This is a genomic window from Lysinibacillus agricola (genome assembly GCF_016638705.1).
GTDB lineage: Bacteria > Bacillota > Bacilli > Bacillales_A > Planococcaceae > Lysinibacillus > Lysinibacillus agricola.
On the sequence record NZ_CP067341.1, the window covers coordinates 682,535 to 704,502 of the forward strand.

At 37.9% G+C, this 21,968-nt stretch carries 19 protein-coding genes; 13 read left to right on the top strand and 6 right to left on the bottom strand.

The genetic code is table 11. The features are described 5' to 3' along the window. Positions 1-261: 261 nt before the first annotated feature. Positions 262-5,490: a collagen binding domain-containing protein gene (locus tag FJQ98_RS03310; RefSeq protein WP_201406620.1), complete on the top strand. Its 5,229-nt coding sequence runs from the start codon at positions 262-264 to the stop codon at positions 5,488-5,490. A gap of 51 nt (positions 5,491-5,541) precedes the next feature. On the opposite strand, the gene FJQ98_RS03315 is transcribed toward FJQ98_RS03310, so the two are convergent. Beyond that, positions 5,542-6,210, bottom strand: a complete 669-nt coding sequence (locus FJQ98_RS03315; RefSeq protein ID WP_053595449.1) for a class A sortase — start codon at positions 6,208-6,210, stop codon at positions 5,542-5,544. A gap of 324 nt (positions 6,211-6,534) precedes the next feature. Beyond that, complete coding sequence (locus FJQ98_RS03320; RefSeq protein ID WP_053595450.1) at positions 6,535-6,720, bottom strand: 2-hydroxymuconate tautomerase; 186 nt, start codon at positions 6,718-6,720, stop codon at positions 6,535-6,537. A gap of 390 nt (positions 6,721-7,110) precedes the next feature. Between FJQ98_RS03320 and FJQ98_RS03325 the strand changes: the two genes are divergently transcribed. Continuing rightward, positions 7,111-7,626 (top strand): YwhD family protein, encoded by a 516-nt coding sequence (locus tag FJQ98_RS03325; protein WP_053595452.1) that lies wholly within the window; start codon positions 7,111-7,113, stop codon positions 7,624-7,626. 344 nt (positions 7,627-7,970) lie between these two features. Here the strand turns inward: FJQ98_RS03325 and FJQ98_RS03330 are convergent, their stop codons facing one another. After that, entirely contained in the window at positions 7,971-10,025 is a 2,055-nt protein-coding gene (locus FJQ98_RS03330; RefSeq protein ID WP_053595453.1) for a transglycosylase domain-containing protein, read from the bottom strand. A 565-nt stretch (positions 10,026-10,590) separates the two neighbouring features. Here FJQ98_RS03330 and speB point away from each other — a divergent pair. Beyond that, on the top strand, positions 10,591-11,463 hold the full coding sequence (gene speB / locus FJQ98_RS03335; RefSeq protein WP_053595454.1) for an agmatinase: 873 nt from the start codon (positions 10,591-10,593) through the stop codon (positions 11,461-11,463). Between the two features lie 136 nt (positions 11,464-11,599). On the opposite strand, the gene FJQ98_RS03340 is transcribed toward speB, so the two are convergent. Continuing rightward, entirely contained in the window at positions 11,600-12,316 is a 717-nt protein-coding gene (locus FJQ98_RS03340) for a 3-ketoacyl-ACP reductase (protein ID WP_053595455.1), read from the bottom strand. Between the two features lie 164 nt (positions 12,317-12,480). Here FJQ98_RS03340 and FJQ98_RS03345 point away from each other — a divergent pair, with 164 nt between their 5' ends. The 6 genes from FJQ98_RS03345 (at position 12,481) to FJQ98_RS03365 (ending at position 16,324) form a co-directional block, all read left to right on the top strand. Further along, positions 12,481-12,864 carry a winged helix-turn-helix transcriptional regulator gene (locus tag FJQ98_RS03345; RefSeq protein ID WP_053595456.1) on the top strand — a complete coding sequence of 128 codons (384 nt, stop codon included), beginning with the start codon at positions 12,481-12,483 and terminating at the stop codon, positions 12,862-12,864. A 164-nt stretch (positions 12,865-13,028) separates the two neighbouring features. Beyond that, a complete protein-coding gene (locus FJQ98_RS03350; RefSeq protein ID WP_053595457.1) occupies positions 13,029-13,223 on the top strand; it encodes a hypothetical protein in 195 nt (64 codons plus the stop codon). A gap of 259 nt (positions 13,224-13,482) precedes the next feature. Further along, a complete protein-coding gene (locus tag FJQ98_RS26625) occupies positions 13,483-13,995 on the top strand; it encodes an HTH domain-containing protein (protein ID WP_246494278.1) in 513 nt (170 codons plus the stop codon). 4 nt (positions 13,996-13,999) lie between these two features. Continuing rightward, the gene (locus FJQ98_RS26630; protein ID WP_246494280.1) at positions 14,000-14,833 is read left to right on the top strand and encodes an IS3 family transposase; all 834 of its coding nucleotides are present in this window, start codon (positions 14,000-14,002) and stop codon (positions 14,831-14,833) included. 166 nt (positions 14,834-14,999) lie between these two features. Next, positions 15,000-15,569, top strand: a complete 570-nt coding sequence (locus FJQ98_RS03360) for a TetR/AcrR family transcriptional regulator (RefSeq protein WP_053596493.1) — start codon at positions 15,000-15,002, stop codon at positions 15,567-15,569. Then, positions 15,566-16,324 carry a CPBP family intramembrane glutamic endopeptidase gene (locus tag FJQ98_RS03365; RefSeq protein WP_053596492.1) on the top strand — a complete coding sequence of 253 codons (759 nt, stop codon included), beginning with the start codon at positions 15,566-15,568 and terminating at the stop codon, positions 16,322-16,324. The genes FJQ98_RS03360 and FJQ98_RS03365 overlap by 4 nt, the downstream gene beginning before the upstream one ends. A 64-nt stretch (positions 16,325-16,388) precedes the next feature. On the opposite strand, the gene FJQ98_RS03370 is transcribed toward FJQ98_RS03365, so the two are convergent. Further along, on the bottom strand, positions 16,389-17,318 hold the full coding sequence (locus FJQ98_RS03370; RefSeq protein WP_053596491.1) for a threonine ammonia-lyase: 930 nt from the start codon (positions 17,316-17,318) through the stop codon (positions 16,389-16,391). Between the two features lie 184 nt (positions 17,319-17,502). Between FJQ98_RS03370 and FJQ98_RS03375 the strand changes: the two genes are divergently transcribed. Both FJQ98_RS03375 and argS read left to right on the top strand, forming a co-directional pair. Then, positions 17,503-17,934: a YwiB family protein gene (locus FJQ98_RS03375; RefSeq protein ID WP_053596490.1), complete on the top strand. Its 432-nt coding sequence runs from the start codon at positions 17,503-17,505 to the stop codon at positions 17,932-17,934. Next, positions 17,934-19,601, top strand: coding sequence for an arginine--tRNA ligase (gene argS / locus FJQ98_RS03380; RefSeq protein WP_053596489.1), 1,668 nt, complete (start codon positions 17,934-17,936; stop codon positions 19,599-19,601). Before FJQ98_RS03375 ends, argS begins: the two co-directional genes overlap by 1 nt. Here the strand turns inward: argS and FJQ98_RS03385 are convergent. After that, on the bottom strand, positions 19,531-19,995 hold the full coding sequence (locus FJQ98_RS03385; RefSeq protein ID WP_143115015.1) for a hypothetical protein: 465 nt from the start codon (positions 19,993-19,995) through the stop codon (positions 19,531-19,533). The two genes, argS and FJQ98_RS03385, sit on opposite strands and share 71 nt — an antisense overlap. 87 nt (positions 19,996-20,082) lie before the next feature. Between FJQ98_RS03385 and FJQ98_RS03390 the strand changes: the two genes are divergently transcribed. Beyond that, complete coding sequence (locus FJQ98_RS03390; RefSeq protein WP_053596488.1) at positions 20,083-20,472, top strand: MerR family transcriptional regulator; 390 nt, start codon at positions 20,083-20,085, stop codon at positions 20,470-20,472. Then, a complete protein-coding gene (locus tag FJQ98_RS03395) occupies positions 20,465-21,967 on the top strand; it encodes a class I adenylate-forming enzyme family protein (protein ID WP_053596487.1) in 1,503 nt (500 codons plus the stop codon). Before FJQ98_RS03390 ends, FJQ98_RS03395 begins: the two co-directional genes overlap by 8 nt. The last annotated feature ends 1 nt before the right edge of the window (position 21,968 follow it).

Consider the following 21,968-nt stretch of genomic DNA (forward strand, 5'->3'; position numbering starts at 1 on the left):
CTAAAGGGGGTGAGGTCTATTATTAAAGGCGTCACAAAAGTACTATGGATACATGCAAATTGTACATCTCACATACATAAGTCATCATGATTACCTATTCGTGAGTACTCAATAGAATGTATTCATTTATGACGACAAGCTAAATGAAGAAAAGAGGGACCAACCTTGTGTTTGTGGCATACTTTCCGACACTACGAAAAGATGCAACGTCGTCAGCAAACATCAACAGGTATCTCTCTGAACTTAGAAAAGGAGAGAAACATGCAAAAATTAAAAAAATTAAACATAGCAATAATCTTAATGCTACTCGTATTCCAAACCGTACTATCACCGATTTCAGTGTTTGCGAGTGAAGACATTTCTTCAACACCGTCGGAACAATCAGAAGTAACTGAACAACAAGCTGACATGGGACAACAAGTTGACACTGAACAACCTGACACAGATAGCGGGGACGAAGAATCTAGCGGTAATGCTAGTGATACAAATGAAGAGGAAAGTACTAATCAATCTCCTGAAAGCGATATAGGAGAAGAAATAAGTAAAGATGTAGACGAGGATAGTGAAGGTGAAGAAACAACAAATGATGACTCGGTGATATTGCCGTTGAATAAGGAGGAATTAGCTGCTCAACAAATTCCCGCTACTTTAACATCATTTGAAATGAAAATTAATGGTAAAACAGTTGAAAATGGTGGTTTTGGTACAGAGTTACCTAAAGATACATTAGCAAACTTTACTATTAAATTCTCTGTCCCTATGCAAAATGATCAAGAAGAAGCGTGGGGAGACGGTAGCTGGTTTGAATTCCAATTACCAAAATCATTAATTGACTTTGATGAAAAATTTAATGGTAGTAGAACAGTTGACGGTATCACATATACTTATACAACTACTGATAATAAAGTACGTGTAGAGTTAAATGGTATGACACCAGAATCAGCGAGTTCTCAACCAGAAGAATTGACAATTACATTCAATTCTGAATTTAATAATCTATCTGATGAAATTGAGCAAGAACTGGAAATTCCAGCAGTCACTGGTGGTAGTGATACAATTAAAGCTAAATTTACTTTCTTGCCATCAACTAGCAATAAAACAGTAAGCAAGTCAGAAGTAGGTACTCCTACACCAACAGCAAGCGGTAACCATGAGATGGAATGGCAAGTTTGGGTTAACGAAGCTGGTAAAACGTTAAATAATCCAAAACTAATAGATAATCCAACTCCGCTAGCAGGTTCACCATCACATGAAATTGTGGCTAATTCTGTTAATGTTTATCAATATGAAGTTGGTTTAAATGGTGTGAAAAATCAAACAGGCAATGGAACTCAGGTTATTGAAAATGGTGACTGGGGAAATATTGAAAGTAAGTTAACTGGTAAATACGCATATAAAATTACGTATAAAACGGCAGTATCATTAGATTCTGATAAGCGTGATGGTGAAGTTAAATTCAATAACACAGTTACATTTACTAATAATGGGCAAAGTGAAACTTCTAAACAAGCTACTCATACAATTACGTATGGTAAAGCGCTAGAAAAAAAGTTAGTCAGCAATACAAACTATAAAACAGAGTGGCGTATTGATTACAACCATAACCTGTTAAATATCGGTAAAGATAATGCAAAGATAACTGATACAATTACAGGCCCTCACGAAATTGACACATCAAGCATCAAAGTATATAAAATGAATGATGCAACTGGAAATGTAGTTAATGAAGTGTCGCAAGGTGAAGAGGTTAAAACAGGCTTTACTATTGATGGAGATGCTAAAACCTTCACACTAACATTTGATAGTGCTATTTTAGATGCATATACAATTGTTTATGATGCGAATTACAATAAACAAGATTTCTATGAAACAGAAGATGGTCCATTTAAGAACAGCGTGACAAGCGGTTCAGGTAAAACGAATAATAAGTCGTATGAACTAACTGAGAATTTACTAGAAAAATCACATAAAGTTGACTTTGATAAAAAAGTCATTACATGGACGATTGAGATTAAATCTGACAATCCTAAAAAACCGATTAACAACCTAACATTAACTGATACATTTACAGCAGATGATGCAGATGGTAAACATGAGTTAATAGCTAATTCTGTAAAGCTTAACGGTACAGATGCAAATTATACCCTTATTGAAAAAGGCTTTACAATCACAGATATTAACGTGCCTTCAGGTGAAACAGCAACTATAACTTATCAAACAAGCTTCGCAATTGATGATAATGGTGTAGTACAGAATCAAGGTTATGGTAATAAAGCTACTACAAAGTGGACAAGTGGTAAAGAAACATACGAAAAAACTGATACAGATAAGTATGTTCCGGATACAACTACAGTTAACAACGGTAGTAAATCAGGTAAGTTCGATTACGTAACACAGGAATTTACATGGGATGTAAAAGTTAATATTAATAAAAAAGATATTAATGGGGCCGTATTAGTTGATACAGTTGGAGATGGACATAAGTATGTACGAGGAACAATTGAAGTACTACCTTTAACTAATTTAGGTGGTAGTGATACAGGTGGGACAATTGGAACAAAACCGATTTCTTCAGATTATTATGATGTTAGTGACGAATCTGATAAAGGCTTTACCCTAACATTCAAGTCTTTATCAGAAGAAATAAACAACAAAGCATACGTTGTTCGTTATAAAACAATGGATGATGATAAAATTCTTGGTATCGGTTCAGATAATAAAAAAGAAGAAGGAAATGTTTATACGAATGGTGCCACATTTAAAACAAATGGTACTCAAGAGTTTACACTTGATTCAACTCCAGTAATAATTGATGGAGATGTTGCGAATAATTTAATTACGAAAAATACACCAACTCAAGATGCGGCTAAAGAATTAATTACTTGGACGTTAGATGTAAATAAATCTCATTCTGATTTAGGTAAAGAAGTAACATTAACAGACCTACCAGGTGACAACTTAATGTTATTAGAGAATAACATTAAAATAGCACCATATACGGTAACTCCAACAGGTATTACGAATGGGGCTTGGCAAACACCTGAGCAATTAGGATTGACTGTAACGTTTGATACAGTAGGTGGCTTTAGCATAGTATTCCCTGACCTAATTAATAAGGGCTATCAAGTACAGTATGAAACAGTAGGCTTTGGTAAGTTTAAGGATTCTTTGATAAACACAGCAACATTGAATTATACTGGTCAAACAATGGCTAACCAACAAACTGAAGACAAGTTTAATGGTAACTTTAACTTTAGTAGCTCAGAATCTAGCTTTACTTCAACACGAGGTAGCGCAAAATTCACAAAAGTTGGTATTGATTCAGCTACAGGTCAATTCAAAGAAAATTTAGCTGATGTTACATTCCAACTTATTAAAAAGACAGCAACGAATGAATATATCATTAAAACGGCTACGACAAATGAGAATGGTGAATTTACATTTGATAATGTAGCGTACAACGATTATTTCATTCGTGAAGTAGCAGCACCAATTGGCTACGATAAAATGGGAGATTATCCATTTAAGTTAGATGAAGATACTACACTAGATCGTAATCCAGATTTAGTAATGCAACTTGTAAATACAACACCAATAGTAGGTAGTGCGTGTACACAATTTGAAATTACTATCAATGATATTGATGGTAAGTCAATTACATCAGGCACAGTTACATTAATAGATAAAAATGGTTTAGAAACAGCACCATATACAGTAACAAATGGCAAAGTTACATTACCTAATAATTTCACAGCTGGTGAGTATACAGTAATTCATTCAGTTGAAGGTGATCTAGGTAGCGTTACAGTGAAATACGATGGTAAATGTAAAGATGTAATTCAACCAGCACCTAAGTGCGAAAACTTCACAATCGTGGTTGAAGATGAAGAAGGAAATATCCGTACAAATATTAAAGAGTTAACGTTAAAATCAGATACAACAGAAGTAAAGATATCATCTGATGCGTCAGGTAAGTTTATTTTTGAATCTAACAAAAATAATCCTGAAAATGGCGTAAAACCAGGTGAGTATACGGTGTACGAAGGTAACCAGTTCTTGGGTACAGTAACTTTAACGTACAAAGAAAAATGTGGGCATGAATTTATCGTTAAACAATTACCAAGATGCGAAAAGTTTGAATTAACTGTGAAAGATGTGGATGGTAATAAAATTACTGATGACACTACAATAATTGTTGTTAAAGATATTGAAGAGAAGGAAATCATTAACACAACAACTAAGACAGGCGTTATTGAATTAACTGATTTAGAACCAGGTACTTATACAGTTGAAGTGGATGGTGAAAAAATTGGTACCTTCCAAACCAATATCGAATGTGAAAAATCAGTTCAACCAGCACCAAAATGTGACCTATTCACAGTAACAGTGAAGGATGAAAATGGCAATCCACGTCCTAATGTAAGCAACATCACAATCAAAGATAAAACAGGAGCAACTATTGCTACAAACAAAACAACAAATGAATTAGGTCAAATTACTATTCCATCTGAAAATATTCCTTCAGGTGTGTACGATGTATATCAAGGAGACCTATTTATTGGTCAAATTACAGTTAAATATTCAGTTAATTGTGAAGCAGAAATATCAGCAGCACCTGCTTGTCCTACATTTACATTAACAGTACTAACTAAATTTGGAACGCCTAATGCGAATGCAAAGATAACAATAAAAGATGCTAAAGGTAATATTGTTAAAGGTGCAGACGACAATGGAGTTCTCACAACTAGTATTGCAGGAACGGTTGTATTACCAGATAAAGCTATTAAACAAGGTACGTACTATGTATATGAAGGAAATAGTTTAATTGGCTCATTTACTGTAAAAGATACATGCTCTGCAACAGTTAAACCTTCATCAACAGGTGGAGGCGGAGATGGCGGTGGCTGGACGCCTGATCCAGAAAAACCAGTTGTTCCAGAAAAACCAACACCAGATCCGGAGAAACCAGTTGATCCAAACAAACCAAATCCAGATCCGGAGAAACCGGTTGATCCAAACAAACCAAATCCAGATCCGGAGAAACCAGTTGATCCAGAAAAACCAACACCAGAACCAGAAAAACCGGTTGGTCCAGGAAAGCCAGTTGATCCAGAAAAGCCAGGTAACTCAACAACAGATCCAAAAAATCCAACAAATCCTGGAAAACCATCTGTACAAGAAGTCATTGATCAAGGGACAAACTTACCGCCATATAATTCTTCTACAACAAATACGAACACATTAGATGCGTATAAGGATTTCCTCAATAAGTACAACAGCTTATCAAAAGAGGAACAGGCAGAAGTAGCAAAATCTCTTGATATTGACAAAATCAAAGCAGACGCTGAAAAATTGGAAGCTCAATTAAAGGCGAAAGGCAAACTACCACAAACAGATGGAGCAAATCAAACAGCTCTTACACTAATTGGTGTAGCGCTCGTTCTAGGTGCGTTATTCTTATTGCGTCGTCGCAATACGGAAGTGAAATAATTTTCAATAAGAAAACCCCAAGATCATAAAAATCTTGGGGTTTTTCATATACTAAAAAGCTTCTGATAGCTTTGCAGGTGCTTCTTCAAATGGATATTGCTCGACAAAATCAGCTTGAATACCAAGTCTCTTTGTACCCTTATCAGCGCATGTAACGAGGGTTAAAACAGTTTTATCAGGGATATCATCGATAACATAAACATCTGTTGCAGAGATGATTTCCTTAGTCGTTATTTTGTACTCATAAATATTCGTTAAATCTGTTAAATAAATCGTATCTCCTATGCTCGCCTTGTATAAGGGGCTAAATAAAATATCTGTTTTCTCAAAGTAATGTCCTGCTAATGCGTAGTTTCCTTGTCCAAGCTTTTGATTAGGCTTCATGGTGCCTGCTCCAACGGCAAGGGAGGCGTTTCCGACTCCTTTAACGATGGGAAGTTTCATATCAACACTAGGAACAACGATATTACCAATGACAGGCATTTTATTTGCCGTTGTTTGAGCTTTTAAAACTTCCGCAATGGATAGGGATTGCACTGCTTCAAATTCGAAGTCGGCATCCGCATTGTTGTTCTTTTTAATATCTTCTGCGCTGTAATCAGTTGTATTTAATAGGTTACTCAAATGGGCGATAAGTGCATTTTGAATGGGATTAATAAAAATAAGTAAGAGGCCAATGATGAGCATACAAATGAGTAGTGTCAGTTTAAATTTTTTCATTTTATAGATCACATCCTAGTTGAAATTCCGGATTGCTAGTAGAACTGAAGACATCACCGGAAGCAGGCCGAGTTCCGCTGGTAGAACTGAAGACTTCCCGGAAGAAGATCAAATTCCGCCGCTAAAACCGCAAGAATCGCCGGTAACAGATTAAGTCTCGTCGCTAGAACCGAAGACATCGCTGGTAGTAGGTCATACTCAGCTGTTGGAACTAAATAAAATCGGCAATTATAGCTGATTAAACGTTATGTATCGCCAATGGGGACACTATATCATAATTATAAAAATGGGTAGAGCTTTAGGTTGCTCTACCCGTTATAATCTTTATTTATCGCTGAAGCGTACGCCTGCAACTCCAATATGGCTTTTTGGCATTTCTTCGATGAAAACTGTTACGTTTTCTGGTGGCGCGTCTACAGTACGAGAAACGGCTTCTGTTACTTCTTTGACTAGAGCACGTTTTTGTTCGTCTGTACGACCTTCAAGCATTTTCACTGTTACGTATGGCATAATATTGCCTCCTTTATAGAATAATGTTGTATAGTTAGTTTATCTCCATTCAGTAGAAGACTTCAACCTCTGAAGGTGGTAAGATGAATGCGGGCGTGATTCCTTTTCCGTGGGTGTCCAAACACCTACTGAATGAAGATAAAGCCTCCGCGGATGTCACGGATTTTGAAAGGAATGAATTGTGCGAGCACAATTCAAAATTCGGACGCATTGTTTATCTGTGCGATAGCGAAGCGACAGCAACAATTACGCCAAGGCGAAATTGATAAGAAAGTATAAACTTCTTACTTGTATTTAGGCATTTGCGCAATGCCAGTATCGCTTTCATTACGGCACCAATGCGCTTAACTATGCTTTACTTTATAATAGCAGAATGGAGGTAATTAAAGAATGTCAAATGAAGAAAAACCAAAACAAAAAATGGGCTTTACTATTATCAAAAATGACCCAACAGACGGACATAAGGGATTTGGTATCGGTTCGCTTTCACTTGAAAACGTATCGCCAGTCATTATCGATATAGAAGAGGGGACGGCATCAGTTGAGATCGGTGCAATGCATGCTCGCAGTGATGTGGAACGAGGTATTAAATTTACGAAAGATCGTGCTGATTCAGAGGGTGGAAAACCGTATTGGCTAGTATGGGTAACAATAGACCATAAAGAGGATGGACCTTACTATGCGGGTGTTACTGCGTGTGAAATGGTAGTCAATCGGGAAAAACGTCGTGGCTATAAAATTTTAGCTGATCATGTGAATAAAATGGATAAATCTATGAAGCGTCATATTATTGTAGAGCATATGGATGCACCATCCAAAAAAGTGTTAGCTTCTTTCTTAGAGGAGCTCAATCCGGAACTTTGGGTACGTAGTGAGGATCAATTACGTCAAGACTTATTTGTATAATAGACCTATAATGATTGAACAATCTGTGACATTTTGCAATCGCTTTCGATATAAGGTTGAAAGTGGGTTTGAAACAAAGTAAACTTGATTCAGAGCTTACATTTTAGTAAGCTAGGACACTTGGTTCTGCGAATGTGATGAGCGCTATGCGGCATTTGAACAACCCAAGCCGAATGCCCCATGATGCTCATCTACTTCGCGAACCATAAATAAGAAAAGCTTTCTGTTCCCACGGACACGGCTCCGGGGAAGAGAAAGCTTTTTCTTTTCGTATATATCTGTTACTTTGTCGAGAGCCTTCGCTTATTAAACGTGTGCAGCGGATAAAGGTTCCGCCTGATTAGTTATTTTTTAAAAATGGAGAATGGGAGCATGTTCCAAAATTCTCCCCACGTATTGCTATCGAGAATATCAAAGTTTGCGCATTTTTCAGTCGGTACATCCTTAGCATCTAAATACACGAGACGTTGTTTAGGGCAGGCATCTGTCGCCAACTTACCTGATTCAATATCGATGACTACACCCTTAACGTCTTTAGGCTTAGCAAAATCCTCGTTCTTTGTTCCTTTATTGACGGCCTCCATAAAATCGATCCATATTTGCTTTGTAGCTGCAGTATCTTCTTTTGCCGTTAGATTTTTTCCTTGGTCATAGCCGTTCCATACGCCAGCGGTTAAGCTAGGTGTAAATCCAATTAACCACTGATCGCTATTTGTAGAGCCAGATTTGGCTGCATACGTATGCGTCATACGAGAACGAATGCTAATCCCTGTAGCTGGAGAATAATCGCTAAATACAGGATCGAAAATACCTGTCATCATTTCTGTTAAGATATACGTATTTTCCTTTGAGAGAACTGGCTCAGCTTCGTTACTAACTTCTTTATTTTCGTAGATGACGTCACCATTAGCATTTTTAATAGAAACAATAGTAGTAGGAAGGGTTTTTTGACCCTGTGATGCTAAAATATTATAGGCATTCGTCATTTCATATAAAGTTGTTTCCGCCGTTCCTAGCGCGATGGATAGGTTGTCCTTAGTACCGATATTCACGTTGAAGCGATTAGCCATCTCGTGAAATGGTTTAAATCCAATCTCCTCTAAAGTTTTAACTGCGTAAATATTATCAGAAATAGCAATAGCCTGTGCCATAGACATATCATGGTTTGCAAATTCACCGTTAACATTTTTAGGTGAATATGTGGCACGTCCTTTATCATAAGTGAAAGTTGTTTCACCTACCTCTAAAAAAGTTAATGGTGTATAACCATTCTCTAAAGCTGCTGCATATAAAATAGGTTTAATGGTTGACCCTGGCTGACGTTTTGCTTGTGTAACTCTGTTAAATGAGCTTGTAGCATAGTCACGACCTCCGACTAGTGCTGTAACGGCACCTGTTTTTGATTCCATACTAACGAATGCAGCTTGGAGATCATTACCAGGCATATTTTTAGTTACCGCTTCTTCTGCTGCTTTTTGGTGTCCTAGATTAAGAGTTGTTTGGATGGTCCAGCCACCTTCACTAATGTCGAGATTTTTTGATTTCAAAATTTCACTAGCCTCTTGCCATGCTACGTCAAGGAAAAATGGCGCTACAGATTTTGTTGCTACCCAGCTATCATTCTTTAAGACAAGCTGTTCACTTTCTGCACGTGTTTTTTCATCTTGCGTAATAGCACCTTGATCGGTCATCAGTTTTAAAATAACGTGTTGGCGATTAGTTGCCTTATCTATATTGACAATAGGGGAGTAAATACTTGGCCCTTTTGGAACCCCAGTTAACATTGCTGCTTCCGCAAGTGTTAAATCTTTTGCAGATTTTCCATAATAAAATCGACTTGCAGCTTCTACGCCGTACATACCATGGCCGTAGTAAACAGTATTTAAGTAACCTTCCAGTATTTCATCCTTATCATAAAAAACTTCTAATCTATAAGCATACAGTGCTTCATTTAATTTTCGTGTCCACGATTTCTCATGTGAAAGATATAGATTCCGAGCATATTGTTGTGTAATTGTACTAGCTCCTTGAACCTTACTTCCAGCCTTAAGATCAACTAATAATGCACCAGCGATACGAGAAAAATCTAAACCGCCATGCTTATAAAAATCTTTATCCTCAACAGCTACTACTGCTTGCTTTAAATAGGGAGACATCTCATCAAGACTAACCCAGTAACGTCGTTCATTCGTAAAGTGATCCCCAATTTGGTTCTCATTTTCATCTAAGAAAATAGAGGCTTTAGGTACGGTTAAAGGCGGGGCACCAGCCACTTGAACATAGACGCGTAAAGCTATAAATGCTACTACAATTGCGGATGTAAAGGCGACAAAAAGGGTAAGTGCTTTACGTGTACGCTTTGAACGTTTTTGCTTACGTTGATAGCTTTTTCTCTTCATCCGACTTCACCTCGTTTTCTCACACTTGCGTATAGTATGTGTCTGAACAATCATCTTTAATCGAAATTCTAGGCAAAAACTATTGCACTTTATTCAAAAACATCTATACTTTTTTTGTACTGTTTGAAATGCTAGCATTCGACAAAAGAATGACACCTTGTAAATTTTAATCGAATTTTGCTAGACGTTCCAATAATTTATACGAGGATACAAGGATAGAGGTTTCATTACAATCCTGTAAGCCCTTAATAGAGTAATGGTAAAAGGTCCATCACTGAAAGTTAGGGATGACGTTTTGCTAAAACGTACCCTTGTGGATAAGTTGATCTTCGTTACGACTGGGCGACTCCTGGGGATTAGCAATAGGGGAACGAAGGCTAAAACCATCACATCCTGTGATAACGCCTTCGTGACCAACATCCTGTTGCCCCGACGCCCCCAGGAAGCTTTGCTCTGTGCGAAAGCGAAGCGGCAGCTACAAAGCGCCCAGTCGGTACGGAAATCAACCCTAAGTGATGCAAATGAATCTAATAGAATTAATTCTAATAAAAGTGGAGGTCGAGCAATGAGATTTGATGAAGCTTATTCAGGAAATGTTTTTATAAAAAGTCATCCTACATATGAGGATGCTCAGGCAGTCATTTATGGTATGCCAATGGACTGGACAGTTAGTTATCGTCCGGGTTCACGTTTTGGTCCGCAACGTATTCGTGAAGTATCGATTGGTCTAGAAGAATACAGCCCATATTTAGACCGTGAGCTAGAAGAAGTGAAATATTTTGATGCGGGAGATATACCTTTACCATTCGGCAACGCACAGCGCTCGTTAGATGAAATTGAAAAATTTATCGAAAAGCTGTTAGCGGATGGCAAGATTCCTGTCGGCATGGGTGGCGAGCATTTAGTATCATGGCCTGTAATGAAGGCTGTCTCAGCAAAATATGATGACCTAGCAATTATCCACTTCGATGCACATACAGACTTACGTGAAGAATATGAAGGGGAGCCACTTTCTCACTCAACGCCTATTCGTAAAATTGCTGAACATATCGGACCGAAAAATGTGTATTCATTTGGTATTCGTTCAGGTATGAAGGAAGAATTCGAATGGGCAAAGGAAAATGGCATGCACATTTCAAAATTTGAAGTGCTAGAGCCATTAAAAGAAGTATTACCGTCTTTAGCAGGACGTAATGTTTACGTGACGATTGATATTGATGTACTTGACCCAGCACATGCACCAGGCACGGGTACGGTAGATTGCGGAGGCATTACATCAAAAGAATTACTAGCGTCAATCCATGCGATCGCAGCAAGTGGTGTCAATGTAGTGGGCTTTGACCTAGTTGAGGTAGCACCAATCTACGACTCATCAGAAATGACAGCGAATACAGCTTCAAAACTATTAAGAGAAATGATATTGGGCTGGATAAAATAAGTAGGGTTTTCTAATGTTGATATAAAGTAGTTGGAGTGGGGGTAGCAATAAGCTAGCCCCATTTTCCTTATCGTTATAAAAAAAAGACGCCATCCCCAATACATCGGATAGCGTCTTGATATTTCGAATCGTTCTATTAAGGGTTCGTCGACCAAAGTCCAGCATGTTTTAAGACAACACGTGGATGAAGTTTTAACTGTGCAACCATTAAATCTGCTAAATCTTCTGCTTGCATCACTTTTTCTGGATTGCCGTCTGTTAAGTTTAGTTCAACAGCCATATCTGTAGCAACTGTACTTGGCGTTAATGTTGTAACGCGAATGTTTTTCTTACGCACTTCAAGCATTAATGATTCACTTAGTCCGATAACAGCAGCTTTTGAAGCCGAGTATGCGCTTGTAATTGGTGCACCTTTTTGACCAGCTGTTGAGGAGATATTAATGATGTCGCCTGTATTGCGCTCGATCATCTCCGGTAATACAGCGCGTGTTGTGTAATACACACCTTTTACGTTGACATCGATAATATTTGTCCATTCTTCAGGCGTTAAGTCCATGAAGCCACCGAATTTTGAAATACCAGCATTGTTTACTAAAATATCGATCGAGCCAAGCTCGCCGCGAATAGATTCAACGGCTGTAGTAATAGAGTCTAAATCCGCTACATTTGCCGCAGCAATGGCTACCTTCACATCATACTGTTTAAGTTCCTCTGCTACTTGTTGTAAATTTTCAAGCGTACGTCCAACAAGACCTACGTGAATACCTTCTTGCGCAAAAGCTACTGCTGTTGCGCGTCCAATTCCACGTCCTGCTCCTGTAATTAACGCCACTTTACCTGCGATTACTTGCATATTTTTCTCTCCTTTAAATAAGATCGTTTTATTTAGACGAAAAAATAGATTAAGATTTGTCTTTAAGACTAACCTCATTTTACTACGGTTTTCTACATTGTGAAGAGTGCACTTTTTTGTGCGGAGGTTACTAAAAGTTACTTATATGAAAGAGGGTTAGCTCTATGTCGGATAAATTAAGAGAAGAGATAAAAGAGAGAATAGTAAATAATGATTATCATTGTGAAAAAGAACTTACCTTATCGATTATTAGTGGGAAATGGAAAGTTGTTATTTTGTGGCATTTAGGTGTAGAAGGGCCGCATCGCTTCAGTGAGCTTCAAAGACTTTTTCCGAAAATATCTCATAAAATATTATCAAACCAATTACGTGAACTGATGGAAGATGGAATTGTTCATCGAGAAGTGTTTCCAGAAGTTCCTCCGAAAGTCGAATATTCAATGACTGAACTAGGGATGACGTTGTTACCAATCGTGGAGATGATGTATGAATGGGGAAAAAAGAGAATCAATCAAATTAAACAAGAAAGCAATAACGAGGTCATTTAGCTTGATTTAAATTGTCGGTGCTGTTTTTAAACAACTTTAAAATAGCAGATGGTACTTTATTTCATCGAGCCTAATTCAACTTCTTTATTTCTATACGCAAACTGAATAAGACGGCTGAACTTTCCGTAACCTTTAACGTCTTATTTTGTAAAAGAGGTGAAACAATGGGGGTTTGGTATTTCTTAATCTTATTTTTAGGGTTGTTTTTGATATTTAAAGGCCTATTTATGAAAAAACAATCTTTGCTAATTAAGAAAATTGGTATTGTGTTTGTAGGATTATTATGTATTTCATTCTCAATATTTATGTTTTCACCAGGAAGTGCAGAAATAATTTCTGATTTACTAAATTTGGAATAAGGGAAATCTAGGTAATATAATTAATTTTATAATGTGGGGCTAAAAGTGGGGAAGCGTAATGAGATCACTTTTAGCCCCACTTGCATTTGGCTAACATAATCATACCAGGCATCAAAAGCTATTGGGAGTTCCCGGACTTTCTTGGAAAAACAAGGCTCATTTACTAAACTGTACCCTATAAGATAGACACTTTGAAAAAAGTCTATCCTATTGGGTACTTTTGTTTATAATGAGAAAAAAGATGTCGGAGCGGAATGAAATGACGAAAAGATTATTTACAAAAAAAGAGCAAGAACAACTAAACTGTAATCCTAATGTCCAAGCTATTAGTGATAAAGCGATTACTTATACTGAAGAATTTAAACGCCATTTTATTGCAGAAAATGAAAAAGGAAAACTCCCAAGAACGATTTTTGAAGAGGCCGGTTTAGATGTTGAACTGATTGGTTTGAAGCGCATTAGTTCAGCGGGAAAGCGTTGGCGCGCAGCTTATCGTACAACTGGAGTAGCGGGTCTACAAGATACACGGAAAACGAATTCAGGTCGTCCAATAGAACGGGAATTAAGTTTAGAAGAAAAAAATTGCACGATTAGAAGCGAAAAAAATCGATTATTACAAGCAGAGAATGAACTTTTAAAAAAAGCTCGATCTACTCGAAAGGCAGATGTTAAAGAAGAAATAACAATCGCAACAGAACTAAAATTTGATTTAATCAGTAAAAACGATTCAAAAAAATATAAACTAAAAACGTTTAGTAAGCTATCTATGTGAAATCATGGGCGTATCTCGTTCAGGTTACTATAATTATTTCACTGAAAAAAATCAGCACAAAAAGCGCGCAGCCCATGAGTTAGCAGATGAAGCAATCAAAGAAATCATTTTTAAAAAGCGTATCATTTCCGAGGACGTAAGAAAGGTGCACGTCAAATTAAAAATGACGTTAGAGAATCAATATGGGATTGCGTATAACTTAAAAACGTATTCGCCGCATTATGAAGAAATTCGAGATTGTATGCCCAATTCGAAAAAGCGAATCCGGCACGTAGAATGGCTAAAGCGACAAAAAGAACATCGTACATGTCCAAATGAATTACAACGTAACTTTAAACAAGGTGTAGCAGGAAAAGTATTATTAACAGATATCACGTATTTGACGTATGGAAACGGCAAACGTGCTTATTTATCAACGATTAAGGACGCTGAGACAAACGAAATTTTAGCGTATGAAGTATCTGCTTCATTAAGTATGGATATCGCGCTCAATACACTTCGTAAATTGAAGCGAAATCACCACCATTTAACGAAAGATGCATTTATTCATTCAGATCAAGGATTCCATTATACGAATCCAAAATTCCAGAAACTTGTGAAGGAAATGGGACTAGGGCAATCTATGTCACGCCGAGGAAACTGTTGGGATAACGCCCCTCAAGAATCCTTCTTCGGTCATTTTAAAGATGAAACCAATCTGAAAGCGTGCGAAACATTAGAAGAAGTAAAACGAGAAGTGAAAAGTTATATGATGTATTACAACCATTATCGAGGGCAATGGAACTTGAAAAAGCTGCCGCCTGCAAAATACAGACAGCAGCTTCAGAAGGTTGCCTAGCTTTTTTTCAAAATGTCCTTTACAAAGGGTACACTTTATACAAAGTGGGCTTTTTTATTTCTTTGGAATTTTTTAGATTAGAATTAAATACCTAATTGACATTGATAGGAAAATACTGTTACATTATAAGGTAACAAATGTTACCTATTGAGGGAGGAAATTTTTTTTGGCACCAAAAGAGCGATTTACAGAGGAAATTTTATTGGATTGTGCTTTTGAAATGGCTAGAGAGAGTGGGATTGATAGTGTCAATGCACGGGATTTAGCAAAAGAGTTAGGCTGTTCGACAAAGCCTATATTTCGATTATTCTCGAGTATGGACGATTTAAAGTACGCAGTCTATGAAAGGGCTAGCAATCTTTATAACGAAAAAATGTTTCAGGGCTTGCATGAAAGTTCTTTTTTAGGAATGGGGTTAGCTTATATTAACTTTGCTCGCGAAGAAAAGAAGCTATTTGAGCTATTATTTCTATCCAATAAATATAAAATCTCTAGCTTTTCGGATTTACTAAATGACGTAGAAAACCAAGGGATTATAGCAATCATTTCTAAATTAACAGGATTAACTCAAACCTCTGCTAAATCTCTATTTGTAAATATATGGTTAACTACACACGGTATTGCGACAATGTGTGCGACGAATACTTGTGATTTAGATAGTTCGGAAATTGAGAGCATTTTAAAAGACGTTTTTGAAGGCGTTAAACAAAAATTATTGAATGGAGAAAATAAATGAAAATAAAAAATTCACCTATTCTTTTATCGATACTTTTTACTTTACTTGCAATTGTTTTTCCTTTCATAGCTGGTGTAATTATAGCTGTCAAAAATATAAGTAGCTTAAGCTTTATAGTTTTAATTCAATTTATTGCCTTTGCAGTTGGTGTACTAGTTACTCTTTGGATCATGAAAAAAAGTAAATTTTCTTTCCAAGATTTCGGATTTAGAAAGTTTAAAGCAGAGGCATGGATGGCTGTTATCGTTGTTTCTGAGCTGGTTGCATTCTTTAATGGTATTGCAGATCAAGATGGTTTTTCTGCGCAATACGTACTTATTTTGCTTCTATTTGTTATTGCCGTTGGTCTTTTTGAAGAGTTTATTTTCCGTGGTCTAATTTTCAAATATTTATCAGCGAAAGGGCTTAAAACGGCTATTATAGGCTCCTCTATTTTATTTGGAATTGGACATCTTGCACATTTAGCTGCAGGTCAGGATTTTTTATTGACATTACTGCAAGTAGTTTTTGCATGCCTCTTTGGGTTAGTTTGTGCAGAAATTGTTGCAAAGACAAAAAGTATTATGTTTCCTATTATTTGGCACGCTACGCATGATTTTATTGCATTCTTGACCGATAGTGAGCCGAATGTTCTTTCTGTTTCTATTTATATCTTTCATTGTTTAGTGTTAATTGGTCTCGCAATTTATTTCTGGAGAGCTTTATTTCCTAAAAAGGCTGTTATGAATTTAAAAAATCCTGAGAGTTACGTTTAAACTCGACAAGCAAAAAAGCATCTATTTGAGTGGATGCTTTTTTTGTCTAGTCACCTTAATGAGCTTATTGTTGTAATTCAACATTGCCTCCTGAAATAAGGAAGCACACTTTTTCGTTTTTACTAATAGGTAAAATTCCTTGAAGGGCAGCGCCAATACCGATGGAGGAGGAAGGTTCTGCGATAATTTTACCCTCGGAAAGTAAGGTCTTCATCCCACGATGAATCAATGCTTCATCTACACTTACAACCTCATCGACAAGCTGCTGAACAATTGGAAAGTTCCGTTCTCCTGGCTGTAAAGTTAATAGAGCATCTGCCAAAGATTTTTGTTCCTTTAAAAGCAATCTTTCGCCAGCTTCAAAGCTTTTGCCATAACGCGAAATAACAGCAGGCTCCACGCCAATTATTCTAATATGAGGTGATATGGATTTTACAGCAGTTGCAATGCCACTAATTAAACCACCGCCGCCAATAGGGATAACAATGGTATTAACATCAGGGAGCTGTGCTAAAATTTCTAAACCTGCTGTTCCTTGTCCTGCCATAATATCGTAATCATCATAAGGATGTATAATGCAATAACCATGATCACGACTGAGTTTTTCTGTTACTACATGTCTTTCTGCAAGCTTACACTGTACAACCTCTGCACCTAAGGCACGTATTCCTTCAACTTTAATTGTAGGAGCTGAATCCGGTAGAACAATTGTTGCCTTACTATTTAATAGCTTGGCAGCATAGGCAACGCCCTTGCCATGATTACCCGAGGAAGCAGCAACTACGCCTTTTTGCAATTGTTCTAACGGCATGGACAGCATTTTATTGAGAGCTCCGCGAATTTTAAAAGAGTTTGTTTTTTGCATATTCTCGGCTTTAATGTAAACGTGACATCCTAAAAGATGATCGAGCCCATTTAATCGAATAACGGGTGTTTCATATATATATGATGAAATTCTTCGTTTAGCAGCATGAATTTTTTCAAGTGTTATCATAAAGCAACCCTCATTCCGTTTAATTAATTGAAAATTCTGATGTTTTTACTGTAGATTGATAGGTAATTTGTGTCAATAGGTAAACACGCCATGCACACAATACTTACTTCTATCTTGAAAAAGTATGAGTATTCATCCTATAATAAAAAGGTTATAGTAAAAACAATAAAAGGGAGCGTCCATAATGGCGAACGAAGCAAGATCGCAGGTGAACATTAAGCTCATTTCTACGATTTGCCCGATTGAAGGGGAAACCGAAAGTTATGAAATGTGGCTGACAGGGCAGCTACTTGAAAAAGCAGGAAGCATCTATTTGAAATATGAAGAGGTGCAGGAGGATAAAACCATCCGCACAACTATGAAGTTAGGCAATGAACAGGCATTAATTATGCGTACTGGTGCAGTAAAAATGCGACTACCACTTAACATAATTGAACAACAAATGGGTCATTATGAAAGTGAATTCGGTTCAATGCCACTCGTCATAGACACGAAAGAAATGACGTTTACAAAGCAGGCAGTAAACGGAGATTTCCATGTACAGTACGATTTACTAATGGATGGGCAATCCGTTGGCAATTATACATTAGACATTACATTTACGGAGGTACAATGATGAACGCAGTAGAACAAGTACAACAAGCCATTAAAGCAGCGATTGCGCAGGCTGTTGAAAAAGCTGGCTTAGTCGATGCTGGCACAGAGTTAAATATTCACCTTGAAACACCAAAGGATAAGGCAAATGGAGACTATGCGACAAACATTGCTATGCAATTAACGAAATTAGCAAAAAAACCACCTCGTGCCATTGCTGAAGCTATTTTAGAAAATCTTGATACAGCAGGTACAGATATTGAAAAAATCGATATTGCTGGCCCTGGCTTCATGAATATTACTGTGCGTAAAGATTTCCTAACAGGTGTAGTAAAAGCAGTGCTTGAGCAAGGTGTTGATTATGGTCGTTCTAATGCTGGTGCAGGAGAAAAAATTCAAGTTGAATTCGTATCTGCAAATCCAACTGGTGATCTTCATTTAGGTCATGCACGTGGAGCTTCTGTAGGGGATTCATTATGTAATGTGTTAGATATGGCAGGCTACGGTGTATCTCGTGAGTACTATATTAACGATGCGGGTAACCAAATCAATAACTTAGCTTATTCACTTGAAGCGCGTTATAAACAAGCTTTAGGGTTAGAAGCTGAGATGCCAGAGGATGGCTACCACGGTGCGGATATTATTGGAATCGCTGGTAAATTAGCAGGTGAGCATGGCGATTCAATTTTATCAAAATCTGATGAAGATCGTTTTGCGTTCTTCCGTCAGCATGGTTTAGCGTTAGAATTAGACAAGTTAAAAACAGACCTTGCAAACTTCCGCGTAAACTTTGATGTGTGGTATTCTGAAACGTCACTATATGAAAACGGCAAAATTGAAGTAGCATTAGATAAACTAAAAGCGAATGGTCATGTATTTGAAGAAGATGGTGCTACTTGGTTCCGTTCGACAACATTTGGCGACGATAAAGACCGCGTGTTAATTAAAAATGATGGTTCATTCACATACCTGACTCCGGATATCGCATACCATGAGGACAAAATTGTACGTGGCTTCGATAAATTAATTAATATTTGGGGAGCTGATCACCACGGCTATATCCCACGTATGAAAGCTGCTATTCAGGCGCTTGGTTACGACCGTGATACGCTTGAAGTAGAGATTATCCAAATGGTTCAGCTTTATAAAAACGGTGAAAAATTCAAAATGTCTAAACGTACAGGCAACGCTGTTACAATGCGTGAGCTTGTAGAAGAGGTTGGCTTAGATGCAGTACGTTATTTCTTCGTGAAAACTGCAGGCGATTCTCACATGGACTTTGACCTTGACCTTGCCGTATCTCAATCAAATGAAAACCCAGTGTATTATGCACAATATGCGCATGCACGTATTTCTTCTATTTTACGTTCAGCGAATGAGCAAGGCTTTGCTGCTACAACAGATCATTTAACTCTGTTAACAGCTGAAAAAGAAATTGATTTACTGAAAAAAGTGGGCGACTTCCCGAAAGTGGTAGCAGATGCTGCGAAGCACCGTACACCACACCGTATCGCTAACTATATCCAAGAAACAGCAGCTACATTCCACAGCTTCTATAACGCTGAAAAAGTGTTAGACCCTTCAAATAAAGAGCTAACAGAGGCTCGTTTAGCGCTTATTACGGCTGTGCGTACAACAATTGCCAACGCACTACGCTTAATCGGCGTATCTGCACCAGAAAAAATGTAATAATAGTCTTTCCAGCCCCCGGCACGACAATGTGCCGGGGGTTTTTTGTGTTGACATGGCTTAGATGGATAGAGCTGTTGAAGTGGCAGATAGAATCAAAGCGACGGAAAGAACCGCCAGAGTGACGGAAAGAATTCGAAGCGACGGAAAGAACCGCCAGAGCGACGGATAGAATTCGAAGCGACGGATAAGAACCAGCAAAGCGGCGGAAAGAACCGCCAGAGCGACGGAAAGAACCAGCAAAGCGGCGGAAAAAACCGCCAGAGCGACGGAAAGGATTCGAAGCGACGGAAAGAACCAGCAAAGCGACGGAAAGAACCGCCAGAGCGACGGATAGAATCATCGAAGTGCCGGATAAAATCCCTGAACTGATCAATTCATCTTCTTTAAACAATATTTTTCTGTAAACTTCAAATATTTCGTTGCAGTTTACGTTAACGTCAATGATATACTGATGGAAAATGGGAAGGGGGAGATGCTGTTGAAGACGATTCAAGAAGTGGCTAAGCAGTTTAATGTTTCGACACGGACAATTCGTTATTACGAGGAGCTTGGGCTGCTTAATCCTAATCGTTCATCTACTAATCAACGAACCTTTTCAAAAAAAGAGTTGGCGAAGCTTAAGCTTATTTTCCGAGGAAAGCGTTACGGTTTTTCACTTGAGGAGATCAAGGAGATGGTATTGCTGTTTGATTTTGATCGCACGGGCATTCAGCAGTTGGAGCGTACGGTTGAATATGGGGAGCAAAAAATTCAAGAAATTGATAGCAAAATAGCAGAGCTTACGCAAATGAAAAATGAGTTGCAGCAATTACAAGGCGTGTTTACTGAAAAATTATTAACTTTAAAGGGAGAGATGCATGATGAATAGTTCGAGTTTGTTAGCACGTAATGCCCGAAAGTACTCTATGATTGAAGCGGTTGTTTGTCAAGGCAGACGAGTGACCTATCATGATTTAGATGAGCAAGTGACACGTTTTGGTCATGCTTTATTAGAGCAAGGTGTGCGGCAGGGCGATAAAGTTATCATTTTTATGCCGAATGTTGTAGAGTTTGTCGTTAGTTATTTTGCTATTCAGCGCATTGGAGCTATAGTCGTTCCAGTAAATGCGAAATTTACGCTGCAAGAGGTTGAGTATGTAGCGCAGCATGCGGATGCTAAAGCTATTCTAGTACATGAAGTCATTTTTGCAGCAGTCGAAAACATCACGATAGTCCCTTTAAAAATTAAAACAGGTCAAGAGCAGGCTGGTTGGCTAAACTATGAAACGCTTATTCAACAGGCGAGCACTCAAACTATTGATTGCCAGCTTAATGAAGATGATGTCTCAACGATTTTATATACCTCGGGTACAACGGGAAAACCAAAGGGTGTGTTGTTCAGCTATCGCAATATTTTAACTGTAGCGCAAATGATTGCAGTTGAAATGGAAGTAAAGCCTGAAAGCCGAATCCTTCTCATGATGCCGTTGACTCATTCGGCTCCATTACATTTATTTTTAATGGCAGGCGTACTTATAGGCTCAACAAATGTGCTAACACCAACGTTTACACCTGATTTGTTTATTGATTCGATTGAGCAGGAAAGGACAACACATTTCTTTGGTGCACCTGTCGCTTATTTATTAACTGCCCAAATGCCAAGATTGCAAACGGCTGATTTATCATCGATGAAATGGTGGGTTTATGGTGGAGCGCCTTTATCACAAAACGAAGTCCAGCATCTACAAAAAGCTTTCCGCACAGATAATTTAACTTGCGTTTATGGCTTAACAGAGGCTGGTCCGAATGGTTCGTTATTGTTTGGCAGAGAACATGCAACGAAGGCGGGAAGTATTGGCCGGCGTGCACCACTTGGAGCGGAGCTGCGCATTATTAACGACAATGGAGAAGATGTCAGTGTTGGTGAAGTGGGAGAAATTGTGTTACTTGGTGAAGGTAATATGCTGGGCTATTACAAGGATGATATCGCAACAAAGGCTGCATTTATAGATGGCTGGCTGAAAACGGGTGATTTGGCTCGCGTGGATGAGGATGGATATATTTGGATTGTTGATCGTAAAAAGGATGTCATTTTTTCTGGCGGTGTGAATATTTATCCGAAAGAAATTGAAGATCGTATGTTGAGCTATGAGGGAATATTTGAGGTTGCTGTCATAGGTGTACCACATCCAGAGTGGGGAGAAACGGTGAAGGCCGTTTATGCTTCTAAAATAGAAATTAACGAGGACGAACTTAAAGCTTATTTGGAGGAGCATCTTGCTAAATATAAAATTCCACGCATCTTTGAACGTGTAGAAGCGCTACCACGGAATGCATCGGGCAAAATACTAAAACAAACTTTGAAGGGACAAGAGGTGAGATAGC

What these genes read in the sequence shown, in the direction of transcription:
- FJQ98_RS03310 (WP_201406620.1), top strand. Translation starts at nt 262, where the DNA reads ATGCAAAAATTAAAAAAATTAAACATAGCAATAATCTTAATGCTACTC.
- FJQ98_RS03365 (WP_053596492.1), top strand. Translation starts at nt 15,566, where the DNA reads ATGAAAATAAAAAATTCACCTATTCTTTTATCGATACTTTTTACTTTA.
- argS (WP_053596489.1), top strand. Translation starts at nt 17,934, where the DNA reads ATGAACGCAGTAGAACAAGTACAACAAGCCATTAAAGCAGCGATTGCG.
- FJQ98_RS03395 (WP_053596487.1), top strand. Translation starts at nt 20,465, where the DNA reads ATGAATAGTTCGAGTTTGTTAGCACGTAATGCCCGAAAGTACTCTATG.
- FJQ98_RS03330 (WP_053595453.1), bottom strand. Translation starts at nt 10,025, where the DNA reads ATGAAGAGAAAAAGCTATCAACGTAAGCAAAAACGTTCAAAGCGTACA.
- FJQ98_RS03320 (WP_053595450.1), bottom strand. Translation starts at nt 6,720, where the DNA reads ATGCCATACGTAACAGTGAAAATGCTTGAAGGTCGTACAGACGAACAA.
- FJQ98_RS03325 (WP_053595452.1), top strand. Translation starts at nt 7,111, where the DNA reads ATGTCAAATGAAGAAAAACCAAAACAAAAAATGGGCTTTACTATTATC.
- FJQ98_RS03375 (WP_053596490.1), top strand. Translation starts at nt 17,503, where the DNA reads ATGGCGAACGAAGCAAGATCGCAGGTGAACATTAAGCTCATTTCTACG.
- FJQ98_RS03340 (WP_053595455.1), bottom strand. Translation starts at nt 12,316, where the DNA reads ATGCAAGTAATCGCAGGTAAAGTGGCGTTAATTACAGGAGCAGGACGT.
- FJQ98_RS03350 (WP_053595457.1), top strand. Translation starts at nt 13,029, where the DNA reads ATGGGGGTTTGGTATTTCTTAATCTTATTTTTAGGGTTGTTTTTGATA.
- speB (WP_053595454.1), top strand. Translation starts at nt 10,591, where the DNA reads ATGAGATTTGATGAAGCTTATTCAGGAAATGTTTTTATAAAAAGTCAT.
- FJQ98_RS26625 (WP_246494278.1), top strand. Translation starts at nt 13,483, where the DNA reads ATGACGAAAAGATTATTTACAAAAAAAGAGCAAGAACAACTAAACTGT.
- FJQ98_RS03315 (WP_053595449.1), bottom strand. Translation starts at nt 6,210, where the DNA reads ATGAAAAAATTTAAACTGACACTACTCATTTGTATGCTCATCATTGGC.
- FJQ98_RS03345 (WP_053595456.1), top strand. Translation starts at nt 12,481, where the DNA reads ATGTCGGATAAATTAAGAGAAGAGATAAAAGAGAGAATAGTAAATAAT.
- FJQ98_RS03370 (WP_053596491.1), bottom strand. Translation starts at nt 17,318, where the DNA reads ATGATAACACTTGAAAAAATTCATGCTGCTAAACGAAGAATTTCATCA.
- FJQ98_RS26630 (WP_246494280.1), top strand. Translation starts at nt 14,000, where the DNA reads ATGGGCGTATCTCGTTCAGGTTACTATAATTATTTCACTGAAAAAAAT.